We start from the raw sequence: 13,284 nt of genomic DNA, 5'->3' as shown, positions 1-13,284 counted from the left end.
GGCCACTTCGTTCGAGGAGGAATCGAATGCGAACTCTGGTTGCACCGGCGGCGGTCTGGTTGAGCGTCCTCATGTCCGCTTGCTCCGCGGAGGAGACCGCCTCTTGCGACGACTGCGGTGAGGCCGCCGCGGCGCTCAGCGCCGAGGCGGCCTCGGCGCTCGGGTTCGAGACGCTGAGCGGCTGGACGGCCAGCGCGGGCTCGCTGTCGCTGAGCGCCACGCGGAGCGAGGGAGAGCGCGCGCTCTCGGTCGCGAACGTCGGTTACACGGTGATCCAGCGCGCGCCGCTCGCGATCGGCGACCCGATCAAGAGCGCGGTCTCGCTCGACGTCCGCGTCCCCGAGCAGCAGCCGAACCCCTGGTGGGCCGGCGAGATCTCCCTGGCGATACAGGTCCCCTCGAGGGGCGTATCGCAGACCCTGGGGACGAGATCGCTGACCGGCCTCGCGCAGGGCACCTTCCATCGGCTCACGTTCGCGGTCCCGCCGGCGGTCCAGCAGGCGCTGTCCGCCAGCGGCGCGCCCGCCCCCCTCTGGTCGTTCTCCATCACCCTCAACGTGCCGTCCGGCAGCGGGCCGCACCTCCTCGATCGGCTCGACGTCGTCGACGCCGGCCCGCCGGTCGCCGCCGCGCCGTTGCCGCCGTGGCTGGAGTACTGCGACACCGGCCCCTGCGCGACGGTCGCGCCGCCGGTCGTCTACCTTTGCCCCGAGAGCAACCCGCTCTGCACGCCGGTCCGGAAGACCACCGTCGTTCCGAACGTGGACGGCAGGCCGATCAGCGGCGTGTTCCTGCCGATGACGCTGCCGGAAGGGGCGTCGCTGCGCCTCGTGTCCGGCTCCGCGACCGTGAACTACAACACGGTGACCACCTCGTATTCACCGGGCTTCGTCCTGCACTCGGATCTCGACGTGCTGCTCAGCTACTACGACGTGGCGCCGGTCTGGAACGGGACGACCCCGCTCACGTTCGAGAGCTCGCGGCAGAGCTCCGGGATCATGGACAGCGTGTTCTATCGCCACCCCTCGTACGACACGGGGACCGCCGCGGCGGATCTGCACGCGCAGGGGCTCGACGCCGTCTCGATCGAGCGCTCGATGACCGGCCTCACCTCCGAGAAGCTCGATGCGTTCTTCATGCCTTCCGAGCTGGGCGGGGTCATGGGGGAGGGCAACTGGTCGTACGGAGACGGGACGATCACGATCAACTACGGCAATCCGCCGTTCATCGCGCACAAGGGGGGCATCCCGAACGCGGCGATGCCGCGGTTCGCCCACGAGAACGCGCACGAGCTGTACGACGAGATCAGCGCCTCGATCTCCGGCGACGATTCGTGCCTCAACGAGGGCATCGCCGACGCGCTGGCGTTCCTGACCGGGTACTTGCCGGTCGAGGACTTCGGCCCCCTCGGCCTGACCGGGATCGACTTCGACACGGGGTGCACCGAGCTCACGAGGACGCACGACATCGGCAACTGCTATTTCTGGCACGTGAAGAACGCCGGGCTGCTCACCGAGAGCTTCATGCACGGGATCTTCCACCCGCAGCACCCGTATGACTTCAATAGCTGCACGCAGAACGTGGAGCAGACGGGCAACAGCATCCTCGTCTACTTCACGGAGGCCGCGGGCGGCGCCGACATGGTGCCGGTGCTCGACGCGATGGAGATCCCCCACGCCGGGTCGTACCAGGCCGCCAGGCTGGCGCTCGGGCTCTGAGCCTCTCCCGCTGCGCGGCGGCCTCGCCGCGACGACCGTCCGGCGGCGTCACCTCCGCGCCGCGCGGCGCGCACAGACCGCCTCGTACGCCGCCTGCAGCCGCTCGCCGACGGTGGGCCCCTCGCGCCTCGCCGGCACGCCGAGGTGGGCCTCGCGCAGCTCGGCCATGAACTGATCCCACATGGCCGGACCGCCCTCCTCCAGGAGCTGCGCGCGAATGCTGAGCTCCTCGCTCACCGGCATGTACCGGCGGCCCCAGGCGCCCAGGTGCGCGAAGATGGGGACCAGGGCGATCGCCTTCTCCGTCAGGCTGTAGACCGCCTTCTGCTTGTGCGTGGGGTCGTCGGCCTTCGTGATCATCCCCGCCTCCTGGAGCGACTTCAGGCGATCGGCGAGGATGTTGGAGGAGATCCCCTCCTCCGACCGGGTGAGCAGCTCACGAAAGTGGCGGCGGCCGCCGAACATCATGTCGCGCAGGATGATCAGGCTCCAGCGGTCCCCGAATACCTCGAGCGAGAGGTTGATCGGGCAGCCCGACCTGTACGTGGCGCTCATCCGTGGCTCCTCGGAAAACTGGTTGCACTTTCGCACCGGAGATCCTATCCTGCAACCAGTTGCTAAACGCAACCGGTACCAGATTCATATCAGAGCGGCTGATGTGGGCTGAAGGCCGAGGCGCGACGTCGGGATGCGTCGATCGCCGTCGCGTGCTGGCGGGGATCGCTGCGCTGGTGGCCGCAGGGATGGGGGGCGCCTGTCGCCCCGAAGAGGAGGAGCGAGCGATGGGCGAGCGCGGGTTTTCCGAGGCGGGGCTGGAGCGGATGCGCGCGGCGATGGCGGCGCACGTGGAGCGGGGCGATCTGCCTGGCATCGTCACGCTGGTCAGCTGCGGTGGCGAGACGCACGCGGACGCGATCGGCAAGACGGGCTTCGGCGACGCCGGGCCGGTGCAGCGCGACACGCTCTTCCGGATCGCCTCGCTCACGAAGCCCATCGCGGGCGCAGCGGCGATGATGCTGGTCGAGGACGGGACGCTCCGGCTCGATGAGCCGGTGGACTCGCTGCTCCCGGAGCTCGCGAATCGAAGGGTCCTGCGGGCGCTGGACGGCCCCGTGGAGGACACCGAGCCAGCGCGGCGCCCGATCCTGGTCAGCGACCTCCTCACCCTGCGCATGGGCGTCGGCGCGATCATGGCGCCGGGCGACCATCCCATCGTGCAGGCCATGATGGACAAGGGCGTGGCGGTCGGGCCGCAGCTCCCGGACGCGCCGAGCCCCGACGCCTGGCTGCAGAACCTCGGCTCGCTGCCGCTGATGCATCACCCGGGCGAAGCATGGATGTACGACACGTCCCTCATCGTGCTGGGCGCGCTGATCGCCAGGGCCTCCGGCCTGCCGCTGGAGGACTTCCTGCGCGAGCGCGTCTTCGAGCCGCTCGGGATGAAGGACACCGGCTTCAGCGTGCCCGCGGACAAGCTCCATCGCCTGCCGGTCTGCTACGTGCGCAACCCTCGAACAGGGCAGTTCGAGGTCTTCGATCCCGCCGGCCGCGAGAGCCGGTTCAGCCGCGCCCCCGGCTTTCCGTCCGCCGCCGGCGGCCTCGTCTCGACCGCGGACGACGTCCTCGCGTTCGCCAGGATGATGCTCAACAGGGGCGAGCACGGGGGCAAGCGGCTCCTCTCCGCGCGCTCGGTCGAGCTCATGACCACCGACCACATCACCCCGGCGCAGAAGGCGATCTCGCCGTTCAGCCCCGGCTTCTGGGAGAGCCGCGGCTGGGGTTATGCGTTATCCATCGTCACGAGGCCGACGCCGGGCGAGCCGCGCGGCCTCGGCTGGGACGGCGGATACGGCACGTCCTGCTACTGGGATCCGGAGACGGGCGTGATCGGCGTGCTGATGACCCAGCGCCTGATGGACTCGCCCAGCGCGCCGCCGGCATTCGTGGATTTCTGGCGCTCGACCTACGAGGCGGCGGGGGCGTGAGGGCAGCAGGGTCGCCGCCTCGCGGTGGGGCCGGCGTGCTGCTCAGGGCAGCGCAGCGGTGCGGCTGCCCGGTCCCGGGCAGCGCGACGCGCCTCTCGGTCCCTGGGCAGCGCGAGGGGCCTCGCGGTCCTGGGCAGCGACCCGTCAGCGGCCGAGGAAGTTCATGAGCCAGGTCATGGCCGGCCGCATGGTGCCGCTCGGCTGCTGGAGGCCGGTGTTGTCTCTCCAGGTTGAGCCGACGATGTAACCCCAGAGGGTGATGCCTTTGACGGAGGGGTGGTTCCAGAACATCGTGAACTGCTCCTCCATCACCCGCTTTTGCTGGTTGTCGTCCGCGATGCCGATGTCGTACTCGGTGATGTGGACGGGCTTACCCAGCGAGGCGAGCTTGTCGATGTACCCCTTCACCGTGGTGGTGTTGATCTTGTACGCGTCGTGCGCCTGCGCGCCGAGGGCGTCGACCGGGGCGCCCGCGTTGATCACCGCCCGCGCGATCTTCATGAAATTCTGGTGATCGCCCTCGTACTCGATGTTGTTGTAGTCGTTGAGGATCAGCACCGCGTTCGGGCAGTACTCGCGAGCCCACTTGAACGAGTTGACGATCCAGTCGTAGCCGCTGGCGCCGTCGCCGCCGATGCCGTTCTTGTAGCTGGGCGTCGTGTGGGGCGGCGGCTCGTTGACCACGTCGATGTACTTCGTGTCCGGGTAGCGCGCGCAGAACGACCGCATCCAGTCCTTCACGGCCGCCTGCTGCTCCGACCCGGAGAGCCCCGCGAGCCAGCTCGGCTGCTGGGCGCCCCACACGAACACGTGCTGCTTGAAGATGATGTTGTTCGACTTCGCGTAGTTGTAGATCCGGTCGAGCGCGGCCCAGTTCTTGTTGCCGCGGGACGACTCGACGGAGCCCCACTTGCCCTCGTTCTCCGGCGTGATCTGGTTCCAGTACCGCGCGAAGCCGTCGCGCACGGCGCCGTTCGTCGTGATGTTGCCGACGAACTTCGCGCCGGAGCCGCCGCCGCCCCCACCGCCGGAGCCGCCCGCGCCGCCGGAGCCACCCGCACCGCCCGCGCCGCCGGAGCCACCCGCACCGCCGGCGCCGCTGCTCGAAGACGAGCTCGAGCTGCTGCTGGAGCTCGAGCTGCTGCTGGAGCTCGAGCTGCTGCTCGACGAAGAGCTCGAGCTGCTGCCCGAGCCTCCACCGCCGTTGACCGACACGAGCGAAGGCCGCCCGGCGCCGTTCGCGCAGAACCCGAACGCCACCGACTTGCCTGCGTCCACCGCCGCGTTCCAGCCCACAGGGGTGGCGGTGACGTTCCCGCCCGAAGGCGCCGAGACGGTCGCGTTCCACGAGCTGTTGATCGTGGAGCCGTTGAGCGCGACGACCACCCCCCAGGACGTGGTCCTCGGGGACACGGTCCTGTTCGTGATCGTCACGTCGGCGCAGTACCCGCTCCCCCACTCCGTCTGAAGCTTGATGTCCGCCGACATCGAACCGTCTGCGCTGTTCAAGGCAGAGTCCAGAATATCGGTATCGCTGTACTCGTCGTCGACAGGCTCAACGGTACAGGCAAGCAAGCAGCAAGCGACCGAAGCAGAGAAGCAGCCAAGCAAGCTAGCAATACGCATGAAGTTCCTCCGTGACTGGACCGACCCAGCCGCAGGATTCACTGAAGATGGACAAGTGAATCATGGCAAGGATCTATGATCAGGCGCTCCAAAGATTCGAGCCCCCGAGACTCTCACTTAGCACGATTTCCTCGCGACCGTGTCCGCAAACGACCACCTCACGCGTTCGCGCGCTCTAACCGGCGCAATGGGCCGGCGCAATGGGCCGGCGCAATGGGCCGGCGCAATGGGCCGGCGCAATGGGCGACGACCCCGTGGGTGCCACTGTCATCCTCGCACACAGAGCGTCCGCCCCGGCGAGCGTTCGCCCGCTGGCTGAGATGAACATGTGAAGAATTCCACCGATACCCCGAAGCGGCAGGGGCGTCCGCAAGGGGATTCCAGAGAAAAATTCAATGCAAGTGCGCAGAAACGCAGAGGCACAACGAAGGACAGACCCCCTGCACGTTTGCGCCCTCGAGCCCCTGGGTCTTTGCGTCGACCCATGCTCGGCTGTGCGAAGCAGGTGACTGGCAGGCTCTCTGACGCGCGGAGCTAGAAGCCCTGGTCGTCGTTCTTCATCTGATCGTACGGAGCGATCATGTCCGCGATGACGTCGCCGTCGGGCTCGAAGATGCGCTCGTGGTACTCGGTCCGCTATCGCAGCGTTCCTGTCCCCTCCGGTGAGCGCTACCAGACCCCAGCTCTCGCCGAGAGCTTGCACGTGGCTTCCCACAGGCCGTTGAGGTAGACGAGGCCCAGCGCGCGGTCGTACAGCCCGTACCCCGGCTTGCCGGTCTCGCCCCAGATCATGCGGCCGTGGTCCGGACGCACGTAGCCGTCGAACCCGACGTCATGATACGCCTTCACGATGGCGGCCATGTCGAGCGAGCCCTCGCAGGACAGATGGGCCGACTCGAAGAAGGTGCCGTCTTCCTGGACCGCCACGTTGCGCAGGTGGCCAAACGGAATGCGGCCCATGCCGCCGAACTCGCGCACGAGCGACACGATGCTGTTGCAGAGGTCGGCGCCCAGCGAGCCCGAGCACAGCGTGATGCCGTTGGCCGGGGAGTCGACGGTCTTCACCAGGCGCATCAGGTCGTCGCGGTTCTTGACGATGCGCGGCAGGCCGAAGATCGGCCGGGGTGGATCGTCCGGATGCATGGCCATGCGGACGCCGACCTCCTCGGCCACCGGGATGATGCGCTCGAGGAAGTGCTCCAGGTGCTCCCACAGCGCCTCTTCACCGATGCTCTTGTACTCCTCGAGGATGGCGCGGAGCTGCTCCGGCCTGTAGCTCGTGTCCCAGCCGGGCAGCGCGATGCCTTGCTCCGGGTCGATCTCCGCGACCGCCTGGGCGTCGAAGGCCAGGGTCAGCGAGCCGTCGGCGAGCTCCTTCGCCATCTCCGTGCGGGTCCAGTCGAAGACCGGCATGAAGTTGTAGCAGATCACCTTGACGCCGACGGCGGCGCAGTTGCGGATGTTCTGGCAGAAATTGTCGATCAGCCTGTCGCGGGTCGGCTTGCCGAGCTTGATGTCCTCGTGCACCGGCACGCTCTCCACGACCTCGAACTTGAGGCCGGCGCCCTCGATGCGCGCCCTGAGCGCCTGCAGCTTCTCGACCGGCCACACCTCGCCCACCGGCACATCGTAGATCGCCGAGACGATGCCGTAGATGCCCGGAATCTGGCGGATGTACTCGAGCCGCACGGGGTCATTCTCGCCGTACCAGCGAAAGGTCATCTTCATCGTCGGGATCTCCTCAGGCGATCACGGGCGCGCTCCCGATGGTAGCTCCGGCCCCTCGCCGCATCAACCGTTCCCCGCTGAAACAGCCGCCGGCCTCAGCCTCTCTCCCGCCCCGGGAGACGGGACTCGCCCCCTCGAGGCAGCGCCCGCCAGGCGCTCAAATGACGAGAGCCCGCCGCACACGAGGTGCGCGGCGGGCTCCCTGGTCGTCTACGGAGGGTTCTCGACTATTCCAGTCCCTTGCCCATCCAGTAGCTCTCCGGCGGACCGAGGTAGCTCTCCTTCACGCCGCCGGCGTCCACCACGATCTTCTGCACGATGACGCCCGGATGAACCATCCAGAGCTTCAGGACGTGCTCGCCCGGCGCGCTGATCGTGTGCTTCGTGCGCATGATGTTGGCGTTGTCCGAGGTGTGCCGCTCCCAGATCTTGTTGCCGTTGCCGTCGAGGTCGATCGCGTAGGTCGTGTTGACCGTCTGGATCTCCCCATCGTCGATCGACACGCCGTACTGCAGCCCCTCGGGCCACTTCTGGAAGTTGTTCCTGGGCGAGACGTACACCCAGACCGTCACCTCACCGCTGCTGAACAGGTGCATGTCGTACTCGAGGCGGGGCGAGGCGCCGCCGGGCTCCTGGGTCTCCGCCGTCACCGGGAACGGCGTCATGCCCGCGCCGGTGCGGCCGATGTCCGGGAGCCGCTTCCACCAGATGTCGTCCGTGTCGACCGCGCGGCTGTAGTGCTCCGCCTCCATCGACACATAGCCGTTGGCCTCGATGTAGCGGTTGGCCTTCCAGCCGATCTTCCGCGGGTCCTCGACGCGCGCCGTGACCACCACCGAGCTCCCATCCGAGCCCTGGACCGTGATCGGGATCTCGAGCGGGAACTCGAGGGGCAGCCACTGCGACGGGTTCGCCGGGTCGGGGTACGTCGTCGGAGCGAGCGTCCAGTCCACCCTCACCGTCGCGCGCACCTCCTTGTCGACGGTGCCGTGGCTCGGATAGACGGTCAGCCACGGCGGGCACACGGTGTTCGCGGCCCAGCCCTGCGGGCACGCGACCGGGAGCTCGGCCTCGATCGTGTACTCGAGCGGCTCGCTGCCGCGGTTGAACACCTCGATGTACTGCTCGGGCTGGGTCTGGTACGGGCTGAACGCCGGCAGCACGGGCAGCTCGCTGCTCTCGTCGCCCGCCCCGGCCGCCGTCCAGTAGTTGCTCGATCCGTCGATCGCCACGCCGAGCTCGGCCCCCGCGGGGACGTCGATCGACACGAGCTCGGGCCAGATGAACTCCTGGATGTTGTTGTACTGGTGCTCGGGCTGCTGCCAGGACGGGTTGCCCGGCGCGCCGTAGCCGATGTGCGGCTGCGTCTGGAAGCCCTCCCACTTGCCGTCGGCGAGCTCGTGATTGTAGTAGTAGGAGAGCGCCAGATCGTCCTGGAGCCGCTCCTCCGCGAGGACCGCCATGTCGTTGGTGGCGGCGCGCCCCTGCTGCGCGTAGAGCCGGTTCTTGAACCCGGCCAGGCGCAGCGCATACAGGTTGGCGGTCGCCTTCACCTGGTAGAGCACGAGCTGGAAATACGCGTCCTGCGCCTCGTGCGGCAGGAGGTTGGCGACGAACTCCGCCTGCGTGGCCAGCGCCTCCCACTCCTCCACGACGCTCTCGAGCTCGCGGTAATTCGTGAGGCTGAACGGGCTCGCGCTGTCGTCGTACGTGACGGCCGCGGTGTCGGGATCCGGGACGGTGGCCGACGGCTGACTGAACAGGACATCGTAATCGACGGTGATCTTCCGGTTCGTCAGCTCCGGCTTGCGGTCCGACTGCAGCAGCGAATAGCTGTGCAGGATGTCGGCGATGATGTCCGAGTGCTCCGAGCCGAACTGCTGCTCGGTCCACTGCCGCTCCCACTCGCCGAGCTTCTCGACCGGCCAGCGATCCGGGTTCCAGGCGTAGTCGAGGAAGAACTGGAGCGGGAGCTCCTCGTTCTTGAAGTCGCCGACGTTGACCACCCAGAGCCGATCCACGCCGTAGCTGTAGGCGAGGTGGAGCTGCTCCCAGATGTTGGGCAGGAGGTTGGTGTCGACCCACTTGTAGTTGCGGCCGCCGCCGACGTAGTCGAAGTGGTAGTAGAGGCCGTAGCCGCCCGCCCGCTGCTCACCGGGCTTCGGCAGGCGCTTCATGTTGCCCCAGTTGTCGTCGGCCCAGACGACGGTGACGTCGTCCGGCACGCGGATGCCGGCGTCCCAGTACCCCTGGATCTCCTTGTAGAGCGTCCAGACCTGGGGGATGGTCGTCACGTCCTGGCCCGTCACGTCGGCGAGGATCGCGCGCTGCGAGGCGATGATGTTCTCCATCAGCGGGATGCCGTCCTCCGGCGCCAGGCTGACGTCGCCGGGGCCGCGCATGCCGAGGGTGACGACGCCCTCGATGTTCTGGTCGACCATCCGCTGGATACCCTTGGTCCAGTGCTTCTTCAGCGCCTCGGCGTTCACCGAGAAGCGCCAGTCGCCCGTGCCGCCGTACGGATCGGTCTTCGGCGTGACGACGGTGCCGGCGGCGTCCTTGACCTCCGGGACCACGTGGCGATTCCACTCCTCGATGCCCTGCATCATCGGGGCCTCGTGGGAGGTGCCCATCACGATGCCGTAGCGCGTGGCGGTCTTGTGGTTCTCGGGATCGTCCTCGCCGAACGCCCGGCCCCACACGGCCGGCCAGATGTAGTTCGCCTTCATGCGGAGCGCGGCCTCGAAGACCTTCTCCCAGTAGAGGTGGTTGAGCCCGCCCGGGAAGCCCGGCGCCTTGCCCGGCCCGAACATCTTGGCCGCCCAGTTGCCCGTCGCGGGGTTCTCGTCGTTGACGAAGAAGCCGCGGAACCTCACCGCGGGCTCACCCTGGGTGTGGAGCCCGGGCAGCACGTACAGCGCCTGCTTCTTCTGGGGCGGGACGTCGTCCCACCAGTAGACGGGCGACACGCCGATCTGCGAGGAGAGATCGTACGCGCCGAAGATGGCGCCGCGCTGGTCGCTGCCCGCGATCACGAGCGCGCGCTCCACGCCCTCCATCGGGGCCTCGACGATCTGCGTGACGAAGGTCTCCCACTTGCCGGTGACCCCCGAGACGTCGAGCTTCCCGTCCTCCTCGAGCTGATCGATGAGCGGGCTCTTGCCCAGCGTTCCGATCAGGACCACCTCGGTCGCCGCCTCCGGGACCTCGTCCTGGAAGATCTCCGGCTTGACCTCGGTCACCCGCTCGATGTCCGCCGCGAGATCGCCCGCGACGCGGATCACGCCGTCGTAGTCGTCGGAGCTGACGACCAGCGGAGCCGCCTTGCCGCCCACGGCCAGGGGAAAACGCCCCGCTCCACCCTCGGTCGAAACGTACTTGGGCTGGGGGCCTGCGGCCTCCGCGGCCGGCTCGCCCGGCTCGCCCGGCTCACCCGGCTCGCCGTCCGCTCCCGGCGACCCCGGCTCCCCCGGCTCGCCCTTCGGGCCCGGCGGCCCCTGCTCGCCCGGCTCCCCCGGCGCGCCATTCACGCCATCCGACCCGCAGGCGGTCAACGTGGCGAGCGACAGGGGAAGCAACAAGCAGAGTAGCGAGGGTCCGATCCGACCCTTCCTGATGGTAATGCGTGCGTAGCTCATGACGGTGTTTTCCTCGTTGTTGCGGCTGACCGGCGTCGTCGGCTCGCCTGCGCTGCGCGCTGGCCGCGACATCCGGCTCTGAGGCCGGCCGCTCTGATGCAATTGTCCAAGTCCTTTTAAGACGTGCGCCTGCGGAGATCCGGTTCGTGGTGGTCGACGAAGCCGCGGGCCTTCGTTGTCGACCATGGCTAAAAAATTCTTCCAGGAGTGTCGACACTCGAGCCCGTCAGAACGAATGCGGTCGGCGAGTTCTGAGCGGTGCAATATTCCCGCGGAGAGCCGATCTGATCACACAACCAACCATTCCGACACAGGTTGTAATCCGCGCAACTCCATTGCGACAACGAGAAGACACCACGGCTGGCTCACTCGACGACGCATGAGGAGCCCGCGGCGCGCAGCGCGATGCCTGCAGCCGGCCGACGCGTCGTTTCAAGGCGATCTGCGCCGCTCGGCGTCACGGCCGGCGCGACGCCTGCGCCGCAGCATCGCGTGATCGCGATTCTCGATCTCGTGATGCTGGCCTGGCAGATGTGGCGTGAAGAGCGCCCTGTCGCCGCGTGGACCGGTGTTCGATCGTTCGTCGCTCATCCAGGAGGGTGGGCGGAGCGCGCAAGGGAGCTCCGATCACCCGTGGCCGACATGGCGATTCGGCCTTGACATCCTCGAACCGTTTTGCCTCTACCCTCCCCTGCGCCGGCCCCGCCGCCGCTGCCGGTGCCCTCGCCGGCTCCACCGATCCTGCCCGCGCCGATCGCGCCGGAACCGACGCCCAGCCCATCCCGGGAAGAGCGGCCGGCGGCGGCGCGGCAAGCGGGAGGAAGCAGGTCAGGAAAGCGGCGACCCATGACCCCGCAGTGTACACCCGGTGGGCAGGGGTCGGGAAGCCGGATGACGGCCGGAGCGCTCACGGAACCGCTGCGGCGCACCGCGGCATACGGGGGCCCGGGAGCACGGAGCTATAGATTGACCTTGTAGTTCAGCTTGACCTCGTCGCCGTGCATGCCGCGAAACCCCCAGTCGTGGGGCGGCGACTCCGAGATGCAGATCTCGATGTCCTGATGATCGATGCCGACCTCGTCGCGGATCCTGTCGAACAGGAGCCGCACGAGCTTCTTCTTCGTCTCGACGCTGCGGCCGGTCATCATCGATATCTCGATGATCGTGTAAGCGTCGGTGCGCCCGCCCGGGGCCAGCATGTCCTCGCGCTCCATCGGGAAGAAGCGGTGCGCCCGCTTGTCCTGCGGGAGCTGCAGCGCCTCCATGACGCAGGCGTGGATCACCTTCGAGAGGGTCTCCTTCACCGGGTTGAGCCTCTCCTTGATTCCGTAGATCTTCACTTGAGACATCGATCGTTCTCCTGGAGCGCCGGGCGAATCGAGCCGTGGGCTACTGCTCCTCTTGCCCGAGCAGGACGACGGCGATGGACAGGTTCGCGTGCTGGTTCTTGCCCCGGACGAAGCACCCCTGTTCGCCGAACGCGAACGTGCCGAGGAACGGCGTCGGGCCGAGCGCGGCGGTCACCCCCTGGACCACGCGATCGATGTCGTCGCGCACCGCGAGCATGCACCCGGCGCAGAAGATCACGAGCGCGCCCTGCGGCCGGAACGAGGGCCGCGCGGACGAGAGCGCGGCGCTCGCCACGGACTGGACGCGCTCGAGCAGGTCGTCCCGCGTCGCCTTCATGAGCACGAGCTCGTCCCCCTCGTTGATGTGCACGCCGAAGGTCAGCGCGTTGTCCCCGTCCACCGTGTTCGGGTGGATGAGCAGGAACTGCGGGACCTTGCCCGCCCACCCGGCAGGCCGGCCGAGGGGGCAGAGCGTGCTCTCCGCCCCGATGGAGCCGCCGCCGAGCTGCGCGGAGAACGCGCCGCCGGTCCAGCGGTCGTAGACCTCCGCGGCCGGGAGCCCGTCGATCTCGGGCACCCGCCGCCCCTCGGAGCGGGTGACCCAGCCCCGGCGCTCGGTCGGGGTGTATCCGGAGCTGAACGCACAGGCGATCTCGCCCGCAGGGTACAAGGCCGACAGGAGCACCGCGCCGCGGTGCGCCTGCCCCCGCGCGAGCTGCGACAGCGCCCCGTCGAGCGAGTTCGCCGCGGAGGAGCCGCCGAACACCGGCACGTCCGGCCCCACCGCGTCCTCGATCCCGCAGAGGACCTGCTCCTCCACGCCGGGCGGCGCGGTCAGCCAGAACAGCGCCGGCGGCTTGCCCGCCCGGTCGGCGTCCTCCATCGCGCGGCGCGCCGCGCGGGTGGCCGCCGCGCGCGGCGCGTCGCCGACCGGCTCGGCCGCCGCGCCATAGGCGCCCTGCGCGTCCGCGACGCCGAGCACGGCCAGGCCAGGCCCCCCCGCGCCGTGGACCCCGGCAGAGGTCATGACCGAGAGACACGAGCTCGAGCCGTGGACCCGGACCGAGGGCGGGAGCGCCGCCGTGGCGCGCGCGAGCGCGTCGAGATCATGAGACTCGGTGTAGCTCAGGAAGACGTGGTCCGGCTCTCTGCCCAGGCTCGCGCGGAGCGCGGACATGGCCTCCGCGAACGCGACATCGGTCGAGCCCGCCGTGGAGGACGCGGTGGCCACCTTCATCGT

Annotated in this window: 9 protein-coding genes and 1 pseudogene; 3 read left to right on the top strand and 7 right to left on the bottom strand. The window is 68.6% G+C overall.

What is annotated here, in order from left to right:
• The first annotated feature begins 26 nt into the window (after nucleotides 1-26).
• Nucleotides 27-1,718: a hypothetical protein gene (locus tag WME96_RS07245; RefSeq protein ID WP_437289432.1), complete on the top strand. Its 1,692-nt coding sequence runs from the start codon at nucleotides 27-29 to the stop codon at nucleotides 1,716-1,718.
• 48 nt (nucleotides 1,719-1,766) lie between these two features.
• On the opposite strand, the gene WME96_RS07240 is transcribed toward WME96_RS07245, so the two are convergent.
• Nucleotides 1,767-2,273, bottom strand: coding sequence for a winged helix-turn-helix transcriptional regulator (locus WME96_RS07240; protein WP_437289431.1), 507 nt, complete (start codon nucleotides 2,271-2,273; stop codon nucleotides 1,767-1,769).
• A 227-nt stretch (nucleotides 2,274-2,500) separates the two neighbouring features.
• On the opposite strand from WME96_RS07240, the gene WME96_RS07235 reads away from it, so the two are divergent.
• On the top strand, nucleotides 2,501-3,703 hold the full coding sequence (locus tag WME96_RS07235; protein ID WP_437289430.1) for a serine hydrolase domain-containing protein: 1,203 nt from the start codon (nucleotides 2,501-2,503) through the stop codon (nucleotides 3,701-3,703).
• 144 nt (nucleotides 3,704-3,847) lie between these two features.
• On the opposite strand, the gene WME96_RS07230 is transcribed toward WME96_RS07235, so the two are convergent.
• Complete coding sequence (locus WME96_RS07230; protein WP_437292284.1) at nucleotides 3,848-4,669, bottom strand: endo-1,4-beta-xylanase; 822 nt, start codon at nucleotides 4,667-4,669, stop codon at nucleotides 3,848-3,850.
• Between the two features lie 294 nt (nucleotides 4,670-4,963).
• A pseudogene (locus tag WME96_RS07225) lies at nucleotides 4,964-5,191 on the bottom strand (cellulose binding domain-containing protein); the annotation flags it as partial.
• Between WME96_RS07225 and WME96_RS07220 the strand changes: the two are divergent.
• Nucleotides 5,178-5,408 (top strand): hypothetical protein, encoded by a 231-nt coding sequence (locus WME96_RS07220; RefSeq protein ID WP_437292449.1) that lies wholly within the window; start codon nucleotides 5,178-5,180, stop codon nucleotides 5,406-5,408. The pseudogene WME96_RS07225 and the gene WME96_RS07220 sit on opposite strands and share 14 nt — an antisense overlap.
• A gap of 590 nt (nucleotides 5,409-5,998) precedes the next feature.
• Here the strand turns inward: WME96_RS07220 and uxuA are convergent.
• The 4 genes from uxuA to WME96_RS07200 form a co-directional block, all read right to left on the bottom strand.
• The gene (gene uxuA, locus WME96_RS07215; protein ID WP_437289429.1) at nucleotides 5,999-7,057 is read right to left on the bottom strand and encodes a mannonate dehydratase; all 1,059 of its coding nucleotides are present in this window, start codon (nucleotides 7,055-7,057) and stop codon (nucleotides 5,999-6,001) included.
• 227 nt (nucleotides 7,058-7,284) lie between these two features.
• Nucleotides 7,285-10,638, bottom strand: a complete 3,354-nt coding sequence (locus WME96_RS07210) for a glycosyl hydrolase 115 family protein (protein ID WP_437289428.1) — start codon at nucleotides 10,636-10,638, stop codon at nucleotides 7,285-7,287.
• A 1,016-nt stretch (nucleotides 10,639-11,654) separates the two neighbouring features.
• A complete protein-coding gene (locus WME96_RS07205; protein ID WP_437289427.1) occupies nucleotides 11,655-12,044 on the bottom strand; it encodes a tautomerase family protein in 390 nt (129 codons plus the stop codon).
• Between the two features lie 40 nt (nucleotides 12,045-12,084).
• Nucleotides 12,085-13,281, bottom strand: a complete 1,197-nt coding sequence (locus tag WME96_RS07200) for an FIST signal transduction protein (protein ID WP_437289426.1) — start codon at nucleotides 13,279-13,281, stop codon at nucleotides 12,085-12,087.
• Nucleotides 13,282-13,284 lie beyond the last annotated feature (3 nt).

The organism is Sorangium sp. So ce406, from assembly GCF_051474675.1.
Classification (GTDB): Bacteria; Myxococcota_A; Polyangia; order Polyangiales; family Polyangiaceae; genus Sorangium; species Sorangium cellulosum_G.
This window is presented reverse-complemented; position numbering and strand designations above follow the sequence as displayed.